We start from the raw sequence: 23,473 nt of genomic DNA, 5'->3' as shown, positions 1-23,473 counted from the left end.
ATGGAGCGGCTTTTACCGCAGAATGTAGAGGCTGAAGCAGGTGTGCTAGGTAGTTTGCTGATTGATCCTGAAGCTAGCTCTTTGATCGTTGGCTTTCTACGTGCCGATGACTTTTATCGTGATGCTCACCGCTTGATCTATGAGGCGATACTTCGCCTGTTTGATCAGCATGAACCTGCTGACTTTGTTACGGTTTGCCATGAACTTGAGCGTCAAAATAAGCTTGAGGAGGCAGGTGGTGAGGATTATATTATTTCGCTGATCAATCGAGTGCCTACTAGCGGAAATGCCGAGTTTTATGCCCATATTGTTGAACAGATGGCTCTGCTTCGACGCTTGATACATGCGGGAGGACAGATAGTCGCAACCGCCTACGGTGAAGAAGATGCTGAGGCTGCCCTCGATCAGGCGGAACAATTCCTTTTCACTATCCGTCAGGGATATGCGCATAAACGCTCTCAGAGCCCACACATCCGCGATGTAATCACAAACTACATGGAGAGGCTATCCTCCCTTTCTGAACGCCGTGACGGACTTGTAGGAGTCCCTACGGGCTTCTTAGATCTAGATCGCATCCTTGGAGGCCTTCAGGCATCGGATTTAATCATTCTGGCTGCCCGTCCTGCTGTGGGAAAAACGAGTTTTGCTTTGAGCCTGGCTTACAATGCGGCTCTTGATCATAAACGCACCGTAGGTATTTTTAGTCTTGAGATGAGTCAAGATCAACTTGTGCAGCGTTTGATCTCTATGGATGCCAAGATTGATCAACAACGCCTGCGTACAGGTGATCTCTATGATGATGATTGGGAGCGCCTTGAGATCTCCATGACGAATCTTTCAAGCACAACAATCCTCATTGACGATACTCCGGGGGTGACTGTAACGCAATTGAGTAGTAAGGCTCGCCAGTGGCTCACCGATTTCGATAGCCTGGACTTAATCATCATTGATTACCTTCAGCTTATGCAGCCGCCTGCTTCAGAGAAGCGTTCTGACAATCGGGTTCAGGTAATTGATGATATTAGCCGCCAGCTTAAAGCATTGGCCCGTGAGTTGAATGTTCCCGTGATCGCCCTGGCTCAGTTGTCGCGAGCTGTGGAGTCACGTCAATCGAAAATTCCAATGCTCTCGGATTTGCGCGAATCTGGCGGCCTTGAGCAAAACGCCGATATTGTGCTTTTCATCTATCGTGATGAGGTTTACAATCCTGATACTGAGCGAAAGGGCCTGGCTGATATCATAATCGCCAAGCATCGTAATGGGCCTACTGGTGAAGTATGTCTCGCCTTCAATCGCTCACAGACACGTTTCCACGATTTTGATACAAGTACTGCTCCTTCCTCTGTTGACAACTTGGAGAGTCGTGCTCTGACCTATGAAGGCTAGGTCTTAACCTTCAGTTCCGAACGAGTCCTTTTATCTGCGAGATATAAAATAGACCTTGATCTTTTTTATAATGCAGCATCATTGAAAAAGAGGAGTGCTTCAATGGATTTAATGCGCAAAGCGGATGAGATCATTTGCCAGGACGATTTTGAAGAGATGATGGTTGTTGCCGAAGCTGCGATTCTTCTTGGCGTGAAGACTGGTCGCATCCACGCCATGATCGAAGTTGGTGTGCTGCCCTCACGTTTCGCTACCCGCCCCGAGATTGCCCAGTTATTGACCACTGGTCGAGTAAAAGGCGTGCCTGGATCTGGTATTCGCCTGGTGCCTCGCTTTGCTGTAAATATGGCTCAGAATCGATCTGGTCGTGGATGGCGTAAAGGTCGGCCTCGCAAATCATAGTCCCAGGTCTTATGTGCCCATTTGGTGTATAAAAACATCTATGTATACGTAAACGTAGCGTATACATAGATGTAATATGGCATATAAGACCGTAAAATGCCTCTAAAACCGCATTTATTATGCCCAAGAGAGGGCAATTTATGTTACAATGTGGTCAAGTAGGCGTTCTTTTTTGTAGACGTCATGGTATACGCCAACAAAAACGTATACGTATACATTAATCTTTGATTTACCTCATATCACACAGGCGATGTGAGGTAAAAATGTGATTTGTCTTCTCGTCATGAACGACCCTGTCATGAGACATCAGCTATTTTCTTATAATAAGGAGTGCAAATTGTGAGAATTTTCAGTCTTGCTAACAATAAAGGGGGCGTCACGAAAACGACCACCACAGTGAACCTAGGGTATGGTCTGGCTCGTGCGGGTCACCGGGTATTGATCATTGATACAGATGCCCAGAGTAATAGCACATATAGCTTGTTGGGCCATCTTGATCAGGAGCCAACGCTTTTTGACGTCTTGATTAATGGCACTAAGATCAGTGACGCACTTGTAGCAACTCAACAGGAAAATTTATATCTGGTACCTAGCTCCATCAATCTGAGTGCGGCAGATCTTCTGATGGCATCGGCTCCTGGTCGTGAGCGAAAATTAGCTCGTGCGCTCGCTCAATTGGAGGATTTTGATTATGTTTTAATTGACACTCCTCCTAATCTTGGAGTGTTGACCGTGAACGCCTTTATGGCTTGCACTGATGTGATTATTCCCATCGCGCTTACCACTTATGCTCTCATTGGTATCAGCATCCTGGAGAATACTATGCAGGAGTTGCGTGATAATCTTGATGTAGAATTACCGATTTTTGGTGTTATTGCTAATCTAGATGATCATACTCGGTTGAGTGCTGACGTTCTTTCCGCTGTCCGTGAGCACTTTGGTGAGAAGCTGTTTGACACTGTAATACCACGTAATATTAAGGTTGAGGAGGCTCATAATCAGATTGCCTGTCTTTTCGATTATGCTCCTAACAGCACAGGCGCCCAGGCGTACAACAAACTGATACAGGAGGTGCTAAGACGTGCCGAAAGAGCCTAAGAAATTTATTAACCCTCTCTTGCGCCCATCATCGGTTGCCGATCGTAGTGAACAGGCAGAGGAGAAGCCTGCGCGTAAACATCAGGCTGAGACACCTATTTTACCCTCGCCATCACCCACTGAATCGGCAACTGGTACTCCTGATCAGGAAACCAGGTCTGGGGAAGGGCGTGTGACTGAACAGGTCTCTATGGCACCAGTACGAGCTAGCGGAAAACGGGCTTCCAATTCACGAATAGAGGATGAGCATAAGGTGGAGACTCCTAATGTCCAGCCCTCGCCAAGACCTGTGAAAACAGATACGCAGACATCATCAGATACGTATACGTTTACTGATGATGCTGAGCATCATCAACGCGTAAATGCTCTTCCTCACCAGGATGAGGAGGCACCCTTGCCTCAGCGTAGTAAGGCTCAGACTTCCAGGCGAGGAACAACGCTGGCAAATGTGCTAGATTCCTCATCACAAACCGTTCCTTTATATAGTGATCAAATCGAGCCACAAAATCAGGTTGAAATTCCGTATCAGCGCATTGTTGATGAGTATCGAATGATACCTCAGAGACAGGCACCAAATGATGAGGATAATTTCTCAATTGAGCCGACTGCTTCTTCCCCATTTGCTCCTGCCGCCAATGGGCAATATCCGCGAGACTTGCTGGATGGCACGACATTTTCTGCTCAAGGTGCTGTCCGCCGCCGCCGTGGTGCTCAAACTTTTGAGAGAACACATGAACGTATCACGCTTTGGATTGATAAGCGCTTGAAACAAGCGTTTGATGAGCTTGCTAACGACAGAGAGCTTCCTAAGACGGCTCTGTTGAATGAGGCTATAGCGGACCTCTTACGCAAGTATCGTTCTTAAGAGTGGTCTCTTATGTGGCCCTGTAATCCTACCCCCTTCTCATAGCGCAGGCTGAATTGTACAATTTAGTCTGCGCTCTTTTACTCAGTTTTAAATTGAATGAATTATCTTGACTTTATCCATCCGAGATTTTCTACAGCAGGTATATGAACATTCTCCATATTTACTGTGTAATCTAAATTTCTGCTCGTTCTTACGAATACGTCAATCGCTTCATCCGCTTAAACGTATACGTTTACGAAAACAAATGTGTGTACATTTATCCCACCTTTTTCATATATCGTTAGCTTGCCTATGCCTCTCATCTTGCTATATAATACGCATCTGAGGCTAAATATACTTTTGGTATGCTTGCAGCTGTTTATGTATACGTAGACGTTTGCACAGACGTACCTGGCTACGTTGTCGACCATATTTTTTTACATATCTATTTGACTACATGTAAGTACACGTAAACGTACACGTTGCTGTTTACCAAATCGTAGATGTAAGTGTAAACATACACCCCAGCATCATCAGGTACGCAATCATAAACATATTTGTTGCTGTAAATGAATATGTAAACGTAGATGTTAACACTACCGTAAACAACAACGCGTACGTTTACGTATGCATTAATGTTTACGATAACGCAACATCTACAACGATGTAAATGTAGACAATGACGTTTATATCAATGTAAACGAAAACAAAAACGCCTATGAAAACGTTGTTGTAGGTGACTACGTTAACGTAGACGTAGACGTCTACAATTAAACGATGTATCCAAATACGCACCTGTCTACAGATATGTACTTGTTAACATCTTCGTAATCATCCACATCTACGATATCGTAGATGTGGATGATTACGAACACACACACACAAATGTAAACGTACACGTAAACATATGAGAATTACGATGACGAGTGCGAAGCGGTAATCATTGTCGAAAACGTTAACGAATGCGCAAATGTAAACGTGAGTGGTTATGAAAACGTACACGTAAAAGTCTGTGCAGATGTAAACGTATACGTAAATATCTCAGAATAAAAAGTATTTAAAGAAAGATATAGAGTACGCTAATCAGTATAAATACGTAAACGTACACGTAAAAGAATGCAGCGAATTGACTTGGAACAGAGAGGCTAATATACCATCTGGACGATTGCTAGTGCTGACATGCTCAGATGTTCGCGCAAGGTGCGTGCACTAGCCATGACAGCGGCGTTGTTTTTCAGATAAGAGTCAGGTGGAAAGGGAGAGAAATCTTTCTTGAGATATCCCAGGTGAGGGCGCGCTGATGCGTAAAAGTAAATACGTAAACGTATACGTTTGTGTAGTTGTATAATTATTAGCGAAAATGAAAGGCGAACGACCCTTTGGCGTTGGATCGTTCGCTGAATATGCTCTCGGCGAATTGGTGTAGCTGCGATTTGTAGAGACTGGGGATAGTCTCTACTCCCCATCATCGTAGTGACTCAAAGTAGTGTCCCTTCGTTAAGTCACCCCAAGAAGTCCTGGAGCCTGCGGTCACGACAAGGATGCCCCAGTTTCTTCAATGCGCGGAATTCCATCTGGCGTACTGCCTCGTGGCTTAAACCCATTTTCTTACCTGTCTCTGTCAGGCTATGTTCTCCATTACCGTTTAAGCCAAATCGGAGTTGAAGAACTTTCTTCTCTCGGGGTGTCAGACAATTCAAGATATCCTGTACCTGTTCCTGGAGGGTCTGGGTGAGCACAACACGTTCCGGTGAATAGATTGGATCATCTTCCAGTACCTCGCTTAATGAGATTTCGTCGTCACCTCCTTTGCGTGGCATGTCCAGGCTAATAGTTTCCTGATTCGTTGAAAGCAGAGATATGACCTCGGGTACGCTAATTTCCATTTGAACCGCTAATTCTTCAAGGGTGGGTTCTCCTGCCTCTCCCTGCTGCAACTTGCGTTTGATTCTTCCTAAACGTTTGATCTCTTCGATTTTATAAAGTGGTACACGGATCATATGGGCTTGCTCCGCCAGGGCGCGAGTAATGTACTGGCGAATCCACCATGTGGCGTATGTGCTAAAGCGATAACCCTTTTTGTAATCGAACTTTTCGACAGCATGCATAAGCCCCAGATTACCTTCTTGTATCAGATCCATGAGATCTACACCAAAGCCTCGATATTTGCGAGCAAGATGCATGACGAGGCGTAGATTGGCTTCAATGAGCTGGCGCTTAGCTTCCTGGGCTTCTTTGTCATCGAGACGTGCCGAGCGAGTGAGTCCACGTTGCTTCTTGCCAGTCTGACCTTTTTCAATACGTTCAGCCAGGTGTGCAACTTGTTCCTTCGAGAGGAGTTCGACCTGACCTATCTCGTAGCGATAGAAATGGGTCGAGTCGCTAAGACTGAGTATTTCCGGATCTGCCTGAATTCGTAGGGTATGAGCTTGCTGGCTCGCTACAGTCATGTCTATCATAAGGACTCCCTCCAACCATTTTCTAGCAAATACTGTTCTTTGCTAGAAAGTATAGGCAAGTCCTCTTTCTATGATCTCCTAATCTCCTTCCGCTGAAATTTGGATGCCTATCTCTCCAAAGAAGATATGATATATGCCTGGCTAAAGACATTTTCCATTTTCATAGCCATTAAGCATGTGCCTGCTAGCATATCAAATGACCTTGGTGGTGGTTGGGGGAGAGTGATCTAACTGAATTTGGGGCGGTTTTCCACATTTTCTTCTTCTTGTATTCTGAAGCTGCAACAAAGATTTGTTTTGTCTTATACCAGTCTTATCTAAATTAGTTCATTTTCTTCACTTGGTAGACTCTGAAGAGTTTGTATAGACTAAGGATGTGCAAAATGGGTGTTTTCCATTATTAAGCCTGAGGGAAAGAGACTTGCTGTCTTATTTATCGTGTGCTCAAGGTTGTTGGATACCTATTGCGGTGTTCACAAAGATTGAGCCAAATGGCAGGGGAACGTATCTCACATTCCCCGAGATGGTGTGATGGGCACGCTCAACCAGAAGGTGGTTCCCTGACCAGGAGCACTCTGCACCCCAACGCTGCCGTGATGCCGTTCCATGAACACTCGGCACAAATAGAGGGGCAATCCCCAGCTCAGATCCAGTTCATGTTGGACCGCACTGCCTTTGGCGCGATAGAAGCGGTCCCACAGATGATCGAGATCTTCTCTTGCCATGCCTGCCCCCTCGTTGTGGACGGAGACACGGGCGAGCGCCTCCTCCATCCCTAATTGCACCTCGATGGGAAGCCCTGGGGGAGAAGCGGTGCGTGCATTCGTTAGATAGGTGGTGAGCACATACGTGATCCGCCCGGCATCGGCGAGGATAGGCACGCCTTGTTCTGCAGAAGGAGCATCCAGCACGATGGAGTGCCTTGGCGCAGCGTATTGCTGCCTAGCTACCGCCTCTCTCAGCAAGGTGCCCAGATCCTCAGGGTTCAGGGAGAAAGGGAGCGTATTGGTTTGGATACGCGCATCATCGATCAAGTCATTGATCATTCGCTGCTGAAGTTGGGCACTCTGTGAGGCGGCTGCTAGAGGTTGCTGAATATGGGCAATAGGTTCGCGGACCTGAACAGACGGAGAAGCGAACTGCCCTTTGAAGGTCTGTAATCGGCGCTGTGCTAGTTGCAGATTGCCCAGGATCCCCGTTAGTGGGGTGCGCAGTTCATGGCTGGCTAGGGTCAGAAATTCGCTCATCAGGCGACGCACTTCGTGCTGAACGAGTGCTTTCTGCTGTTTCTCTCCCTGCGCGTACAAACAGTGGATCCCCTCAATGAGCAGCATGGTCTGCGCGGTGACGGCTTTCGCGAGCGTGATCTCCTCTGGCGTGTACATTCCTTCCAAACTCTCTTTGATAACCATCAGCGTCCCAACCCATTGCTGCCCTAGAAACAGAGGAACGAGTAGGACCGCCTCGGAGTCAGGAGATACGGCGTGAAGATGCGCCGGAAAAGGCAATTGTTTCCCGAGGTGTGCAATGGTGTGCATCTGATCCATCGCAAGCACGACCTCCTGGTTGGCGCCCAGGCGAGCGAATGCCACATCATCAAGCATTTCTCTGGGATGGAAGCGTCCCCGATGTCCCGCCACTACAGTTCATGTTCAGCAGTATAGCCACTTCCCGCGACAAAATATAGATGGCCCGTTGGATGGCCGAACGCGAGCATATTCACCCGGTGACAATTCAGAACAGACCGAATGACATTTGCCACCTGCTGGGCCACGAAGAGAACCGGTGGCGAGAGAAGGAAGGTTTCTTCTGGCAAGACGAGATCTACTTGCTCGGGAATATGTTCGATCGCAGCTATCAGCTCCAACATGGCCTCGTGGGCACGTTGGAGCTGGGAAACATCTTGAAGGCCATGCGTGAGTTCCTGGAAGACCGAGACAGTTTCTTCTACGTCGCGCTCTTGATCACTCACAGAAAAGGAGCGAACCGTGACCAAGATCGTGCGCCCGGAAGGCAGATGCAGCCGCAGTGTTTGTGCTTGCAAACCGGCTCCTGTTGCTCCGGCAAGAACGAGGTTCAACAGCCATTGCTCTCCCGAAACGCATGATGGCTGCTCATCAGAGCGGATATAAGATGTAAGAAATTGCTGGTAGTTTCTTCCTTGATATTGGGATTCGGAACCCACTTCAAAGAGCCTGCAGGCAGCAGCATTGATCCGGACAATTCGCTGGTGGCGATCACAGGCAATGAGACCCTCCGGGAAAGACTCCCAGATGGCTTCCAAATGGTTGCGTTGCTTGTGTGCACCCCCGAGAGAGCGAGCGTGAGTAATGGGTTTCCCTCCAGGCGCTCCATCTCGTTTCGGTTTGTGCTGTGTGACATGTTGCAAACTTTTCCCCACCTGAGAGCTCCTTTCAGAAAGGCTTAATTGTGTTGCAAGCTGAGAAAAAGAATACCCGCATACCGTTATTGTATGCGTCGTGAAGAAGAGATGGCAATCTCATCACATGGAGATTGCCAGGGCGAGCCCTCTGGTTTGAAAAAAAGGCCGAAGAACGAGGTGGCTCAATCTTTGTGAACACCGCTGTAGACAGATTGAGGAGTTAACCCCTGAGACCTTTCTGTAAGGCCTCAGGGGTTAACTCAAGGGTACATTTATGGTTTCCCCTGAAGGTAGGGGAAGAGGCGTTCGAGAAGTTGCTGGCGTTCGAGAAGGCGGCTCTGAGCTGTCGTGACCATACGCTCGGTAAGGGTTGTGCGAAGTTCTTCAGAATTCTGGTAGAAGAAGGGAGGGCGGTAGACCCAGCTTTGTGCGAAGAGAGGGCTATTGCGTAGACTCTGGGTATCCTCTTGTGTGGATGCTAACGGGATGATTGGCGTCTGATCTCGTTTTGAGAGTGTAATGAGTTCGGGTGCTATCTCCGGACCGCTGATATCGGCAATAATAAAGTTTACGACGCCAGAGAGGCGGTGAAGCATCTCCCAGGCAATCTCGGGTTTGGCCGCGCTCAGCTCAACCAGAATGGGTTGATAGCGTAACTCGCGCAGTTTTGTGGCGATAGTTTGTGCGATCTCATAGCCACCATCGCGTCGAGCAAGTACAAGTACCCCCGAGGCATGGCGCAGCCGAAGACGCTTTGAGAGTGCGTTTGTTTGAGAAGGAGGTAGAGCAACTGGCCCGTTTCCAGGTCATCAACAGTAATGGCCGGTTCGTGGGCAGCGGCGTTGCTGATGATGAGCTCTTGCTGCTTTGAGCCCTCAAGTTGAATATCCCAGGCATTGATACCATAGACGAGGCAATGCGAGAGGGTTGCATTGCGTAGGTCGCTCTGCACAAGGTTGGCGTTGCTCAGATCTACGCGCTCAAGGGTCGCATGTTGAAGCTGTGTGCCGATGAGGCTAGCCTTATTAAGATTCGTTCCGCGCAGGGTCGCGCCTGATAGGTTCGCTTCGTCCAGAATGCAATTATAGAGATTTGCCTGGTTGAGAAGGGCATCGCTGAGATTTGCCTGGTCGAGAAGGGCATCGCTGAGATTCGCATTGGTAAAGTTGGCCTGGCTGGCGTTTGCGCTCTGTAGGTCGATCCCCTCCAGAATAGCACCGCTAAGGTTGGCGTTGCTCAGGTCGCTGTGGTGCATACGTGCCATTGACATTGAAGCTTTACGCAGGTCGGCCTGACAGAGATTGGCTTCGTGAATCGTGCTATCATAAAGGTTGGCCCCACTGAGATTGGCGCGATAGAGAATGACACGGTGGAGATCAGATTTATGTAAATTGGCGGAACTGAGATTCGCTCCAGTTAGATTGGCATTGCGCAGGCTGGCTTCACTTAAATCAGCTTTAAAGAGACTGGCGCGGTAGAAGACAGCACCATCGAGCAGAGAACCCTGGAGTGAGGCACGAACGAGGTTTGCTCCACTAAAGTTTGTGTTGCTCAAGTTCGCGCCCATGAGATTAATTTCCCACAAGGTCGCCTCGCTCAAATCGGGCTTAATAGCGGGCTCTTGCTCGCGCCATTTGTTCCAGGCTTCAATGCCCTGGCGTAGTATTTCCAAATGCTTCTGTTGTGCCATAAATTTGATCTCCCCATATAGGCATTGCCATCAATAATGATACCAGAAAGATGATCCTTGAGATAAGAGGCTTCTCAGTTCTTTTTATGTATTTCGCAAGACTCATCAGAGAGCCACATACAATAAACTCCCTGAGGTCTCTAAATTTCCATCTAATAATATCCCCTAGAATAATAGACGAAGGGAAGGGCGAAAATAGTTAAGCTTTAAACGGCAACGTGATATAAAAGTTGCCTCATGATGTAATGAGTGACCCACAAAGAGCTTGCTAAGAGCGTAGCATTGGAAGGCTTTCTGTGTTATACTATTCACCAGAAACTGTATGGTGCATAGTTACTCAAAGTTGAGATAACCTTCTGTTATGAGACCCTTACCTTTTGAGGCTGCCGGCGCGATACAGAGCGTAAGTTATCGGGGAAATCCCCTTGTTAGAATCGAGAGAATTATATGGCCTTAACTGACCAAGTACTGTATTGCCGCGACTGCAATCAGGAATTCGTATTCACCGTAGGAGAGCAGGAGTTTTTCGCTAGCCGTGGTTTGACCAACACCCCCACACGTTGCCCCTCCTGCCGTTCAGCGCGCAGACAGTCTGGTGGTCGCCGTGATAGCTTCGGGTCTCAGGGTGGCGGTTATCGCGAACCTCGTCAGATGTACACGACTGTGTGTGCAAGTTGTGGCAATGAAGCTCAAGTTCCTTTCCAGCCTCGTGCTGATCGTCCAGTCTATTGTCGTGATTGCTACCAGGCCCAATCCTCGTCGCAGGGAGGCTATAGCAATGGTGGCGGTAATCGCAGATCGCGCTGGTAGATCTGATGAGTCAGGTAGTTGTTGGACCGGGAGACTCGTTTGAGTTCGCGCTAAAACGTTTTTCTCGTAAAGTGCAACAGGCTGGCATTCTCGCAGAGGCACGCAGGCGAAGATTCTATGAGAGTCCGCAAGCACGTCGTAAGCGTAAGGCCGATAGCCTTAGACGCCGTCAACGCCGCAGCCGTTAAAACTTTCTCAAGTAGTAAGCATAAATCATAGCATACCACAACAGAAGGGGCCTATCATCAAGGTTTGATGGTAGGTCTTTCTCATAGAAGAAGATCATACCCTGGTTTCAGATCTGAAACCAGGGTATGATCTTCTTCTATGAGAGGAAATGTTAGCTGTAGTATTTAGATGCCTTTTTGAGCTTTGACTACTGTACATTGTCACGCCCAAACACAGTGAGCCTTACCCCTTCGCGTTTCGCCAATTCAAACAATTTCCGTGCACCGATGGCTGCTTCTATAGGATCGAGATCAATACCATTCTCATTCAGGCGTGTCATGGGATCAAGCTCAGCCTCTTCGGCAGCCGTATCGATAGCAAGTAAGATAGGCCCCGTTTGTGGGAGATGAGCCTGTAACGCTCGATGTTTGGTGGTGTCAACGGAAGAGTTCACAAAAATATAGCCATTTTCCCTTTCTTCTCGTTTCTTCAGCGTTCCATTTTCTGAGTATAGAGAAGCTGAAGCGGGTAGGCTACAAAAAAATTGCGGCGCGTTTCTAAATTCTTGCGCACATTAGCCTTTTTGAAAAAGGTCTTAGCTGAATTGAGATTGAAGATCTTCACCCTGTTCAACAAGTTGAGCGAGATGGCAGTCACGAGCGTCATGGATGGCTGAGAGTAGATGCTCGTTAGCTTCAGGATGCTCTAATAAGGCTTCAACCTGGGCGAGCCCAAGGCGTGCGCGAATGCGAGTTTCAGTTTCAAGACCGTCGAGGGTAAGCGTGTATTCCAGATCTTTGCGCGCGTGTAAAAGCAAACGATGGTATATTGTGGGTAGTGCCTCCATGGTTTGGGCCTGAGATATACGGTGGTTGCCAAGGCTCACAAGGGCGCGGCCTAGGCTGGGGATATTATGTATGGCGCGGGCAGTGCGCATAGCAAGCATGACGCAACTGGAAGCCTCCTGTACCTTGCCCTGGGCGAGCAAGACGGTGGCGAGGCGGCTGTTCCACTGGCTGATATAGACTCTATCTTTATGGTTCTGAGCGTAAGAAAGGGCACGCCGATACCAGTTCTCGGCCTCTTCAAGCTCACCGCGTGCGGCGTGTAATTCGCCATAGTTGCTGCTGATCACGCCAATGAGAGGATCGTCATCAACGCTGCGGGCGAGAATGAGGGAGCGTCGCAAGGCAGCTTCGGCTTCTTCGAAGTTACCTGTCTTGAGGTGAACGTAGCTAAGATCACAGCAAACATGAGCTATCAAGCGTTTGTGATCGGCCTGCTCGAAGATGAAGAGCGCGGTTTCGAGATGCTCAAGAGCATCATTGGCTCGTCCATCGGCATCCGCGAGCGCACCAAGCAGGCGATGTGTATTACCCAGGTCAACAGGATCGCCCGCGAGGGCTCGTTCGATGCGGGTGGCCTGGATAATAGGTCCAACGAGATTAATAGTTTGCTGGCTGGCGAAGAAGTCAAGAGATTCGCTGGCTGCCTGACGAGCCTTAATATAATTCCCCTCCATATGGTAGATGCTACCCTGTTGGTAGCGTAGTCGGGCCCAGGCTGGCCCGCTGGTAATGCCAGCCTGGCGCAAAACAATTTCTCCGTGCTCGCAGCAGGTACGTGCCATGGCTGTATCACTGGCATTGCGCCAGCAGCGCCCAACCTCGCCCCATAGGAGGGCGCGCTTCTGTGCTTCATAAGTATTGGGAGGCTGCTGGATGTCGCGAATATTCAATACCTGCTCATAGAGTGAGCGAGCTTCACTGAAGTGTCCACGAATGATGGCGCATTCGGCGAGACGCTCTAGCAGGCTAACACGGAGAGAGGGAATATTTTCTAGTTCCGCTCTATGTTGCGAAATCAAGTTGGATGTGATGGAATCATTGGTGATGAGTGATGTGGCAGGTCGATCCAGATAGTCGAGAGCCAGGCGGTAATGGCGCTCGGCTTCGGCATAGGCCGAGAGCGCATAGGCGCGTTCGGCAGCGAGGCGAGCATAATAAACAATTGAGGCCGCAGGTGTATCGCCCAGGACAAGGTGATGAACGATGGTCGCAGCCACTTCATCTTCGCGCCCTGCGTACATATCCTGAAGCACACGAGCAGCCCGGCGGTGTAAGCGAGCGCGCCTTGTGGCTGAGACATGGTCATAAAGGTATGTGACAAGCATAGGATGCCAGAAGTGATAGATAGCGCGCGAACCGATAGTCTCTTCATTAAGGACGCCGGATTGCAGAGCCTCCTCAAGCTGTTCAATAACAGTGTCCTCATCAACCGTGCTGGTGGTAGATTCCATGGTGAAAAGGGTATTAAACTCGAAGGAGCCTCCGAGGACTGCGGCGCTTCCTAAGAGCTGCTGACAGGGGCGGCTCAGGTTTTGGATACGGTGTTCGAGCGCCGATGTGATGGTTGAGGGGAGCGTGGGTGGTTTAGAGCGGGCAAGTTCCTCTGCGAAGAAGGGATTGCCTGCTGCCTGAGCCTGGATGAGTTGGATACGCTCTTCGGGAAGATGTGAGACCAGGCGCGCAATCTCCTCACTGCTGAGCGGCTCAAGTTGGAGCGAGCGTACGGAATGCTCGCGCCGCATGTGGGATATGAGAACGCGGAGTGGATGAGGTGGCTGCTGCGATAGTTCACTATCGCGACAGGTTGCGAGGAAGAGGATTGGTCGGTCAGCGACATGGCGAGCTAGATACCCAAGCAGGTCGCCACTACTGACGTCGGTCCATTGGATGTCGTCGAGTACGATGAGCAGGGGAGCCGTTTCACTGGCGGTACAGAGAAGGTTATGAACCGCTTCGTGCAGGCGCAATTGCTCCTGTTCGGGTGAGAGGTATGAAGGATGCAGTGTTGCATGTAGGTTGGCATAGAGCGAGGCTAGCTCAGGTAGCAGTGTTGTAAGAGGTTGCCATTGGGACGAGGGCGTGAGTGTGGTTGTAGATGTGGTCTGTTCCTTGGGTGTCAAACGGCGTGGGCGTCCCCTGGTTGTACTGGATGAGGAGGGGCGCTCCTGAACGGCAAGGCGTGTATTTTTTTGTGTGAGTCCAGAAGGCGTGGTTGGTGAGAAGGAGGGTAGCGCTCCAAAGGACCCATAGAGCCCTGAGAGCAAACCACTCTCTGTCATGATTTTGCGTAGCGTATCGGTCCAGATATGATAAGGGATACCACTCTCCTGTGGGTAGCCTCGGCTCCATGTCACGGTCCAGCCGCGCCTCTGAGCCTGGCGCGAAAGTTCTTCGGCGAGACGTGTCTTGCCGATTCCGGAGTCTCCCATAAGAAAGACGCATTGAGGGCGGCGTTGTGTGTCGAGCGGGATGATGCCTGCGAAGTTTCGGCCTGGAGTAGATGGGGCGCGTTGCTGTTCAATCTCGTCGAGCATAGTGCGCAGTATATCAAGTTCAGATGAGCGTCCAACTAAGGGGCTCTGACCGGGACGTCCGATAGGTAGCCTTGGGAGTGCTGTCTGTGTCTGGATAGCAACTGCTGGAGGGGTGATGGGTTGTGATGATCCGGCATCCTTTGTGGATGGTATAGAATCACCAGAAGTAGCGTCAGAGGGAAAAGCGTGGGCGAAGGGCAGGAGTGGGCGCGGATCTCGCCCATGCTTTACGGCATCGAAGAGGTCGCGTGTAGTCTGATTTGGAATGCGTTTGCCATTATCCTCTAGTAGTTGTTCAAGGCGTTTATAGGCGCGCAACGCTTCGCCGCGTCGCTTAAGATGGGCAAGGAGGTAGATGCAGCGCTGTGTGGCCTCTTCATTGGTAGGCTCAGAAGCGAGGATGCGATCAAGGAGGGCTAACGCGCCGGGAGCATCCTCGCGTGCGATTGCGAGGTCTGCCTGTTCGAGCAGGGTCAAGGAGCTTTCACCTGCACTATTAGCACGCGAAGAACGCTGAGAAGCTTTCCGCTGTAAAGGTGTGCTTTGTTGTGGCTGGATAGTATCGCTATGCTCGGCCTGAATTTCAGCCTGGACGCTAGCGGGAAGTGTCTTGCCAATATAGGTGCGCGTGGTACGCCCATTTTCGGTTTTGTAGGCATACCAGTAGGGGCCGTGACCGATACCCTCACGGCACCTGCTGCATCGTGGCTTGCCACAATAGCTTATCTGCTGGTGGTAGGTCGTTTTGCTGTTCACGATTCCCTCTTTGCCTCCTTGCCGATGTGCTGCCCGCGCCTAAATTTCCCCTGATCTGGGGTCTATTCGATAAAATACCACATATTTCACAATTCTTCTATCTTTTAGCCCTACATAGTATAAGACGTTTTTCTAAAGTACTTTTTAAGCTGAAGCCTTCTCAGCATTAAAGCACGTCGTAAGAAGCTAAATAGAAGTTAAGATAGGCCTTGATTGATGAGAGGGTGATTGAAAGGAAACACGAAGACAAAGCTTATGTGCTATCTATGTGTCAGTAGGATATATAGCGGGGGGCATGGAGAGCCGAATGAGTAAGGCTAGTGTGTAAATGCGCTAGCCTTACTCGATAGATGTTAGCGGGTGATGGGTTTCTTCTCCTTGGTAAGAGACTTCATCATTTTCTTGTTGAGGTGGAGGTGAGCCTGAACCAGTTCTGGTGGTGTAAGGGCTAGCCATTGCTTGAGCGAGACATCAGCATAGTGATCGCTCTTGAACATTTCAAGGAAGCGGAGTGGAGTCTCGCCCGTATTCTCGATATAGTGTCCCATCGCGAAGGGAACATAGCCGACATCGCCTGCCTGATAATCGAAAGTGCGTGCTACGCCATTAGAGGCGAAGACAGTCATGCGACCCTTGCCCTCAATGTAATACTGCCACTCGTCATTATTAGGATGCCAATGGAGCTCACGCATTGCTCCGGGTTCCATCTCTACGAGCGCGGCAGCGATAGTTGAGGCAGCGGGGAAGTTATGGGAGTCGGTGATACGAACTGTGCCGCCATTAACACGAATGGGCTTCTGAGCCAGCATACGATGCGTAAAGCTTGTGGGAATGGTACCAGCAGGACTACTCACTTTGTCTGAGGATAGAGAGCCAGGGATCGCAGCTGGGAATATATAGAGTTCGTGTTCTGGAAGTGTGTCCAGATCGTTCTCACTGACCCCAAAATTCTTCGCTACCACGTCGCGAGGTGTATGAGCGAGCCAATCGCTGAGTAGAAAAGTTGAGTTCTCGGAGAAGTTGCCATCATCAAAGACAAGCAGGAACTCGCAACCTTCCTCAAGGCCCTGAATTGAGTGTGGAAGACCCGCAGGGAAGTTCCAGAGATCGCCGACGCCAACATCGTCGACAAAGTTGCGACCATCCTGGTCGACCGATGTGACGCGAGCGCGGCCATTGAGCATATAGGCCCACTCGGCTTCTTTGTGCCAGTGAAGCTCGCGCACAGCTCCAGGCTTGAGGCGCATATTGACCCCCGCCATAGTTGTTGCTATCGGCAATTCGCGTACAGTTACTTCGCGCGCCCAGCCTCCATCTTCAAGCCTGTTGTGTGCGTTAGAGAAGGAAAACTTGAGGTTAGGAATGGTGCCTGAATCTGTCTCAGGCGGAGTCAGGATATCGGGATTTAAGCGATCTATAGCAACATTGCGAGGTCCGGGATCGTTCGCGCCAGCACCATCTCTAATAGGCTGCGGAAGAGACTCCTCCGTTGTCGTAGTCGTAGTTGTATGACGGCGGGGAAGTATGCCCATAGTCGTTGTTCCTTTCATGATCATTACTGGTCTGAAAGATTCCGCTTCTCAAGCGACGCGGCTACATATTATGTTTATGCCATCGCGCGTGCTATAGCCTGACACGTTGGCGTATGAGGTTGCGTAACAGGGATGAGGTGTGAAGGATCGCTGCATTGAAGATGGAAGTGTGAGGGATCGTTGCATCAGAATGCCAGGTCAGGTGAACAAAGTGTGAGAGATTGTTGCATTGAGCAGAAGGATTAATGGGAAGTGTGAGGGATCGTTGCAATGGACCGTAAAGATTGAAAAGACAATATTGCCTTTGGTATTTGTAAAATCACCTATCCCTTCTCATGTTCGTATCACACTTTAAGCCGTTCATTCACTAATGAAGCAATTCTAGCGTGTTCAGGTTTCCAGGTATTCCAGACCGCTTTGCCCCATGCCTCTAGCGTGGCAGTGCGCTCAGAATCGGGAGTATTGAGGATGTCGAGGATGGTAATTGTAGCCTTGGCTTCTGGTGGGTTGAAGTGAGACCAATTCTTTGGTGTCCGCGCGAGTAGCATATGAGCATGTTGAACCTGTTTACCAGTATAGTTATGCTCATATCTCAGATATAATCCAGCCAGGGCGAAGGTGATAGCGATGGGTTTCATAGCGGTGCTCGCATGCTGGGCGGCATAGGCATCAACAACAAGCTGGTGAATGAACTCCTCATCACCTAGTGATAGGGTATACGCAGATAGTTCGCCGCACAGCTCCCGGCATGCATAGGAAGCATTGTAGCGCTCGTCAAGTTGTTCCATCTCAGAAGGCAGGTGAAGGCCACAGCCTGGACAGATAGTCGTTTTGCTCATGTGCTTAACTCTATCATTGAATGAGAGTATGGTCAATATGAAAAGGTCTAGTATTAAGTTAAGCGCAACTTAATACTAGACCTGGCAATGAGGATCAACTATAACACTTGGCAGAGAATAATAGAGCCCTAGTCTTCGAGGAACTGCTGAACAACCTCTTTATTAGGGTGAATGGAGAGGATCTGAAGTGGTTCATCGCCTGTGTTGATGAACTTGTGAGGTGTGTTGGGGGGAGCCACGACGATTTCTCCTCCATGTACAACGTGTGTCTCGCTCCCGATGGTAAAGGTTGCTTCACCATGCTGCATGACGAAGACCTCAGCATATGGATGAACGTGTAGACCTGGACCTCGACCGGGCTTGGTGAAGACCCAAAAGAAGGAAGCTGGAACATCGCCATATTCGGCCCCCTGGAAGCGGAAAGCCGTTTCATTGATCTGGATTTTCTCTTTCGGGATGATATAGGTCATGCTGCAAATCCTTTCGTGTAGCCATGCATCTCTTTGTGGTGGCAGCGCGCTTGCCGTTACTTGTGGTCAGTATACAGGGAAGTTGGAGTGGTGTCACTGTCCAATTTTACAGCTTAGAAGGGGGCCATTTGGAATGGCGTGAGTACATGGAGTAGGGAGGTGGAACGCGTTTGTTGATCGTGTTCGAGCAATGAAAAGAGAGCCATCCCCGGCTCACTGGGGAGGCTCTCTCGTTCGCGCGGTGGACGGGCGTGCCCGTCACGGAGTGGTGTCGACTGGGTGTTGTCTGCTAGCCCGGTGGCTGGGGGTCGCGCTGGCGCTGGACGTGGGCGCGACCTCCAGCTATCAGGCCAATACGTCGAGGTGGTAAAGCCCCGGACTGGTCTTGCACATGCAGGCACTTAGCAAGCGCCCTTTGTTTAGAGGTTAGTCGTAGTGAGACATGAGACCATCCTTTCGGTTGGTTGAGGCACATTGTACGTCTATGCTATAGATATGCGTATGTACTAATGTCTAGCCATGAGGATAAATCATATTTGGCTTAATGTCGGAGGCGCTGAACATGTGCCATACATCGACATGAGCGATGGTGGTGTAGGTGACAAGACCTATGACGACTAAGGTAAGAAAAGCAAGAATAACGAGTGCGAGCATTTGATTTTTGCGCAGCGCGAGACTCATAGGTGGCACATCCTTTCTGGGTGTGGGTGTGTCATGGGTGCCCGCCCTGGTCGACATTCCAGGTTTACGGGCCTAGCGAGCTAAGGGTGTTTTGTAGGCTGTTTGTAGATTTGACTATGGCGAAAGGTTTTATTTTCGCGGCTCGCCATCGTCATATCCTTGTGAGAGTAATAATACTGAAGGATGGGGTTGGAATGTAGCGTTTTGATATCAACATTTGCTAGACGCGATGGTAGCTCGCCAAGCGCGGAGGGTCATAGACCTGGACGGCTATCGTGCGGAATGTCGTGGAGGATTACAAAGTGTGAGTGACATAGCATTATGCGATGGACGTCGTCAGATTTTTGGATGTTTATCGTGCTGTGATAAATTGTAGCCTGCTGAACTCAGAGAGCAGATCGTTCGCCATCAAGAAGTTGCTCAACGTTATGAGCATCCTTTTTTGCTCCACATGCTTTAAAGATGCGCAAGGCGTCCTGTAAATGGCGTAATCCTCGCTGATAGTCTGTCTCTCTTTGATTTCGCTCTCCTAATTTGATCAAGATTTGCCCGTATGCTGAAAGCGTATGGCCTTCTTCCAGGCTCATTTCATATTTACGACAAGTGTTGAGGGCCTGCTCATAGTAGTGGATGGCATCTTCATTATTACCTAGATACCTCTGGATTTCGCCAAGGGTTCGCTGCCCACGCCCCTTCAGCCAGATCAATTCATATCTTTCAATGTCTGCTATGGCCTGGGTGGCTTCCTCATAAGAGTGTTTGATGTCTCCTAGCTGCAAGAGAATCACTGAAAGCAGGAGTTGAGCTTCCGATCTTGTTTCTGCTTCCAAGCCATCCAGCGAAAGAGATTTTGTCAGAGCTGCTTGAGCACGTTTGAGGAGCCTTAAACTTGTCTGTTTATCGTTTTCTGTGGTAAGTGCCTGTGTAAAACGCAGATGACCGAGTGCTAGCAATGTCATGCCAATATAAGGTGTAATATGCATTGAATAGCTTAATTTCAATGCCTGTTTTAGTGCTTGAGTGGCATTATGTAGCTTACCCAGTTCTTGCTGAACCATAGAAAGCGTAGCTTGCATGATGCTAAGAATTGCCATTTGATTAGAAGTGGTTGCAGTTGTAATGCCTTGAACCAATTCGTTTTCGGCATCGTGTAAGTTGCCCTGACGTGCATCTAGCACTCCAAGATTCCCTCGCGCAAATGAAATTAGAGGTGTTTCACCAACACGTTCAGCAAGATTTAGCGAGGTCCTGAGTGCTGATTGAGCATCTTCAAATTCAGCTCGTCGTAATAATACATCACCTATGTTGCAAGATAACAATGCGATGTCTCTGATGCGCTCATGCTGTTCAAAGATAGTTAAAGCCCTGTTGTAATGATCTAAGCCATCGCTGCTACGGCCACTTGCAGCTTCAATCATCCCTAGAAGATTGTGCATACGCCCTAGTATGACAGGGTCTCCTTGCAGAATACGCTGAATTTGAGTTGGATAATCTGGGGATGTTAAATGAGCGTTGGCAAGTGATGTGTCTTTGAAGAGATTAATAGCTTCTTGTATTACTTCTCTTGCTTTATCATAGTTGCCATCCCTCCAATGGTTGCGGCTCTCCCAATAACGGAGGTATGCCCATACGTAACTGGTTGTGATGTTGGCCTTTTGTAGTACCATTTCACATTGATTGTAGAACTGTTGGGCTTTCACGGCATTGCCTACATCGTACCAAGTAACACCAACTTCACACCAGAGTAGGGCCTGGATTTCTGCCTCTTCCTGTGAAAGGTTGAGATATGCGCTAAGCTGGCTGCGCTCTTGTAGGGCATTCTCGTATAACTGGCGGGCCTCCTCATATTTACCCTGAAGACGTGTGCATTCGCCGAGGTATTCGAGAATCTGGGCGCGTTGGTCGCGGGTGGTGGAGGGGAGGTGCTGAAGGGCGATTTTGTAGTGCTTCTCGGCGTCGGGATAGGCGGAGAGGGCGTAGGAGTGGCGCGCGGCTATTTCGGCGAAGTGGGCGATACGGTCGTCGGCGGCCCCTCCGAGTAGGAGGTGATGGGTGATGGTAGCGGCGTGCTCCTCTTCACGTCCAGAGTACATCGTCTGGAAGATGTCGGCGGCGCGGCGGTGGAGGCTAGCACGACGTGCCGCGCTCAATGTCTCATAGAGGTGGCTGACGAGTAGAGGATGCCAGAATTGGTAGGTTACGCGGGTGCCGGAGCCTTCCTCGGTGAGCATGCCGGAGCGCAGACCCTCTTCGAGCAGGTCGAGTACGATGTCTTCATCCATGCCGGGGGTGTGGGCCTCCATGGCGCTGATGATCTGGAACTCAAAAGAGCCTCCAAGAACGGCTGCCTTCTGGAGCAAGCTACGGCACTTCTGCGTCAGACGGTCGAGACGTAGGTTGAGCACAGCAGTAATAGTATCAGGTAGCATCTCCTCGCCATTAGCATTGACCTTGCTCAATGTGTTCTCGATATTCGTATAGGCATGGCCCTGACCGTTGCCGTTGCTTGAAGCAGTAGTGGCAAGTTGAGCGCCAATGGTACGGGCCAGCTCTTCGGCGAAGAAGGGATTACCCGCCGCACGCAGGCTGATGCGCTGGACGAGAGGCTGCGAAATGTGTGGGACGTAGGAGACAAGAGCGCTGATCTCCTCCTGTTGAAGAGGGGCGAGATTGACGGTCTCAACAGCATGCTCGCGTTGCAGGTCAGTGAGCAGGGCCTTGAGGGGATGATCCTGAGCAAGCTCGTTATCGCGACAGGTGCCAACGATCACGATGGGATGACCCTGAATACGGCGTGCGAGATAGGCTAATAATTCGCAACTACTGCGGTCGGACCATTGCAGGTCATCAAGCGCGATAATAAGAGGCGTGCTCTCACTGATGAGAACCAGAAGTTCGCGCGTGGCTTCCCATAGGCGCAATTGCTCCTGCTCTGGTGGGAGGGGGGTTGAGAGTGCCATCGGTGGTAGATAGTCGATTAACTCGGGCAGGAGCGCGGCGAGAGGCTGGAAGACGAGCGGGCGACGTGTCATCTCCTGGCGCTGCCACGCGCCCTGTGTTGTCGCTTTGCGTAGGATCTCGGTCCAGAGGCGATAAGGGATGCTTGTCTCTTGAGCGTAGACGCGACTCCAGGCCACAGCCCAGTTCTTGCCGCGTGCCTCGCGGCTCAACTCCTCGGCCAGGCGCGTCTTTCCAATGCCAACCTCACCCATCAGAATGCCGCATTGAGGGCGGCGCGGTGTGTCCAGGGTTGACGTGATAGTCTTCTTCTGTACGGTCAGCTTGAAGCGCGCAGCCTGTTCGGTATGCTCAATCATTGTGCGCAGAGTCATCAACTCTTCATTGCGTCCAATAAGGGGACTCTGGTGAGTACGCCCGATGCGTAGAGCTGGATTGGCCTCCATGTTAGTCGTGTGCGCTGTCGCCGTTCGCGTGTCTGCTGTAGAGGTGGAAGGCGTCGTATTGAGAGCAAGCGCGGCACTATTATTCCCTGACTTGAGCTCATCATATAACTGGCGTGTATCTGGCAGAGGCGCGATATGATAGCCCTGGCTGAGGACTGTCGCGAGGCGTTTATAGGCACGGAGGGCCTCACCTCGGCGTCCGAGATGAACGAGCAGCTTGATTAAGCGCTGGACCGCCGCCTCATTGGTAGGATCGACCAGTAGCAAGCGGTCAAGAGGCTCGATAGCGGCCTGGAAGGCCTCGCGGCGGATGCGTAGATCGGCTAGTTCTAGCAACATGCCAATCCAACTTCGCTGAAGAGACTCGCGGCGCGCGGAGGTCCACTCCACTTTACGAGCCTCGGGCAGGAAGATTCCGCCATAGAGGGTCGCGGCTTCATTGAATAACTTCTCGGCCTTGCCGGGGTCCTCGCGCTGAAGGGAATGAGCCTGTGAAAGCAGAGAATCGAAGGCATCAGCATCAACCCAGATCTGCGACTGGTCCGCGAGAGCCAGCACCTCGCGTTCAGTGAGCAGGAGGGGTGAGGTCGCAGGTCGGTTGCGCTGCGGTTCAAAGATCTGGCGCAAGCTATACACAGCGCGGTCAAGGCGGCTAGCTGCGACATCTAAATCGAGTTCGGGCCAGAGGTTGTCCATAATCTGCTCGCGCCCGAGCTTGCGCCCCGTCGCACTCACAAGAGATCCCAGCAGAGCACGTACTCGCTGATGCTGCCAAGCTGATTCAGTCACTGTCTGCCAATCGCCTGAGCGTGAGGCTCGGCGTTCGAGGCGGAACTGACCCAGAACGTATATGCGGATGCTGGCATGAGATTGAGAGTCGGCCTCGGAGAAGGCTGGATTCTCCGTATGGCCCTCCATCTGAGCCTGAACATCTGGCGGTAAGTTCTTACCGATATATGTGCGTGTTGTACGGCCATCGACCGTCTTATAAGCGTACCAGTAGGGGCCATGTCCGGTCCCTTCGCGGCACTTGCGGCAGCGAGGCTTTCCACAGTAGCTCACCTGCTGGTGATAGGTCACTTTGCTCTGCATGCGCAAACTCCTTCACCGGCAAAGTATACAACGAAATAGACGGAACGTCATGGAATGGGATGATAAGCGGTATG

19 protein-coding genes are annotated in these 23,473 nt (G+C 50.3%); 6 read left to right on the top strand and 13 right to left on the bottom strand.

Annotation, left to right across the window (positions count from 1 at the left end; all coding sequences use genetic code 11):
• From dnaB to K3T82_RS22645, 4 genes are all read left to right on the top strand, one after another.
• Positions 1-1,386, top strand: coding sequence for a replicative DNA helicase (gene dnaB, locus K3T82_RS22660; RefSeq protein ID WP_220195826.1), 1,386 nt, complete (start codon positions 1-3; stop codon positions 1,384-1,386).
• Positions 1,387-1,488: 102 nt separating this feature from the next.
• A complete protein-coding gene (locus K3T82_RS22655) occupies positions 1,489-1,788 on the top strand; it encodes a hypothetical protein (protein WP_220195825.1) in 300 nt (99 codons plus the stop codon).
• Positions 1,789-2,127: 339 nt separating this feature from the next.
• Positions 2,128-2,886, top strand: a complete 759-nt coding sequence (locus K3T82_RS22650) for a ParA family protein (protein ID WP_220195824.1) — start codon at positions 2,128-2,130, stop codon at positions 2,884-2,886.
• Positions 2,870-3,751 carry a hypothetical protein gene (locus K3T82_RS22645; protein WP_220195823.1) on the top strand — a complete coding sequence of 294 codons (882 nt, stop codon included), beginning with the start codon at positions 2,870-2,872 and terminating at the stop codon, positions 3,749-3,751. The genes K3T82_RS22650 and K3T82_RS22645 overlap by 17 nt, the downstream gene beginning before the upstream one ends.
• A 1,484-nt stretch (positions 3,752-5,235) precedes the next feature.
• On the opposite strand, the gene K3T82_RS22640 is transcribed toward K3T82_RS22645, so the two are convergent.
• The 5 genes from K3T82_RS22640 to K3T82_RS22625 all read right to left on the bottom strand — a co-directional run bounded on the left by K3T82_RS22640 (position 5,236) and on the right by K3T82_RS22625 (position 10,265).
• Positions 5,236-6,192 (bottom strand): sigma-70 family RNA polymerase sigma factor, encoded by a 957-nt coding sequence (locus K3T82_RS22640; RefSeq protein ID WP_220195822.1) that lies wholly within the window; start codon positions 6,190-6,192, stop codon positions 5,236-5,238.
• Between the two features lie 509 nt (positions 6,193-6,701).
• Positions 6,702-7,832, bottom strand: a complete 1,131-nt coding sequence (locus tag K3T82_RS49615) for a sensor histidine kinase (protein ID WP_307811113.1) — start codon at positions 7,830-7,832, stop codon at positions 6,702-6,704.
• The gene (locus K3T82_RS49610; RefSeq protein WP_307811111.1) at positions 7,832-8,593 is read right to left on the bottom strand and encodes a PAS domain-containing protein; all 762 of its coding nucleotides are present in this window, start codon (positions 8,591-8,593) and stop codon (positions 7,832-7,834) included. The genes K3T82_RS49615 and K3T82_RS49610 overlap by 1 nt, the downstream gene beginning before the upstream one ends.
• Positions 8,594-8,847: 254 nt before the next feature.
• Complete coding sequence (locus K3T82_RS22630) at positions 8,848-9,171, bottom strand: hypothetical protein (RefSeq protein WP_220195821.1); 324 nt, start codon at positions 9,169-9,171, stop codon at positions 8,848-8,850.
• Between the two features lie 29 nt (positions 9,172-9,200).
• Positions 9,201-10,265 carry a pentapeptide repeat-containing protein gene (locus K3T82_RS22625; RefSeq protein WP_220195820.1) on the bottom strand — a complete coding sequence of 355 codons (1,065 nt, stop codon included), beginning with the start codon at positions 10,263-10,265 and terminating at the stop codon, positions 9,201-9,203.
• Between the two features lie 447 nt (positions 10,266-10,712).
• Here K3T82_RS22625 and K3T82_RS22620 point away from each other — a divergent pair, with 447 nt between their 5' ends.
• Positions 10,713-11,075: a zinc-ribbon domain containing protein gene (locus K3T82_RS22620; protein ID WP_220195819.1), complete on the top strand. Its 363-nt coding sequence runs from the start codon at positions 10,713-10,715 to the stop codon at positions 11,073-11,075.
• 5 nt (positions 11,076-11,080) lie between these two features.
• Positions 11,081-11,263, top strand: a complete 183-nt coding sequence (gene rpsU / locus K3T82_RS22615) for a 30S ribosomal protein S21 (protein WP_220195818.1) — start codon at positions 11,081-11,083, stop codon at positions 11,261-11,263.
• A gap of 188 nt (positions 11,264-11,451) precedes the next feature.
• On the opposite strand, the gene K3T82_RS22610 is transcribed toward rpsU, so the two are convergent.
• The 8 genes from K3T82_RS22610 to K3T82_RS22575 form a co-directional block, all read right to left on the bottom strand.
• Positions 11,452-11,697 (bottom strand): hypothetical protein, encoded by a 246-nt coding sequence (locus tag K3T82_RS22610; RefSeq protein ID WP_220195817.1) that lies wholly within the window; start codon positions 11,695-11,697, stop codon positions 11,452-11,454.
• Positions 11,698-11,838: 141 nt separating this feature from the next.
• Positions 11,839-15,381 carry a DUF6788 family protein gene (locus K3T82_RS22605; RefSeq protein WP_220195816.1) on the bottom strand — a complete coding sequence of 1,181 codons (3,543 nt, stop codon included), beginning with the start codon at positions 15,379-15,381 and terminating at the stop codon, positions 11,839-11,841.
• Between the two features lie 353 nt (positions 15,382-15,734).
• Complete coding sequence (locus K3T82_RS22600) at positions 15,735-16,913, bottom strand: oxalate decarboxylase family bicupin (protein WP_220195815.1); 1,179 nt, start codon at positions 16,911-16,913, stop codon at positions 15,735-15,737.
• A 344-nt stretch (positions 16,914-17,257) separates the two neighbouring features.
• Complete coding sequence (locus K3T82_RS22595; RefSeq protein WP_220195814.1) at positions 17,258-17,752, bottom strand: DUF5946 family protein; 495 nt, start codon at positions 17,750-17,752, stop codon at positions 17,258-17,260.
• 128 nt (positions 17,753-17,880) lie between these two features.
• Positions 17,881-18,222 (bottom strand): cupin domain-containing protein, encoded by a 342-nt coding sequence (locus tag K3T82_RS22590; protein ID WP_220195813.1) that lies wholly within the window; start codon positions 18,220-18,222, stop codon positions 17,881-17,883.
• A 113-nt stretch (positions 18,223-18,335) separates the two neighbouring features.
• A complete protein-coding gene (locus K3T82_RS22585) occupies positions 18,336-18,623 on the bottom strand; it encodes a hypothetical protein (RefSeq protein WP_220195812.1) in 288 nt (95 codons plus the stop codon).
• A 112-nt stretch (positions 18,624-18,735) separates the two neighbouring features.
• Positions 18,736-18,903, bottom strand: a complete 168-nt coding sequence (locus K3T82_RS22580; RefSeq protein WP_220195811.1) for a hypothetical protein — start codon at positions 18,901-18,903, stop codon at positions 18,736-18,738.
• Positions 18,904-19,289: 386 nt separating this feature from the next.
• Positions 19,290-23,399 carry a DUF6788 family protein gene (locus K3T82_RS22575; RefSeq protein WP_220195810.1) on the bottom strand — a complete coding sequence of 1,370 codons (4,110 nt, stop codon included), beginning with the start codon at positions 23,397-23,399 and terminating at the stop codon, positions 19,290-19,292.
• Positions 23,400-23,473 lie beyond the last annotated feature (74 nt).

The organism is Ktedonospora formicarum, assembly GCF_016587355.1.
GTDB classification, from domain to species: domain Bacteria; phylum Chloroflexota; class Ktedonobacteria; order Ktedonobacterales; family Ktedonobacteraceae; genus Ktedonobacter; species Ktedonobacter formicarum.
This window is presented reverse-complemented; position numbering and strand designations above follow the sequence as displayed.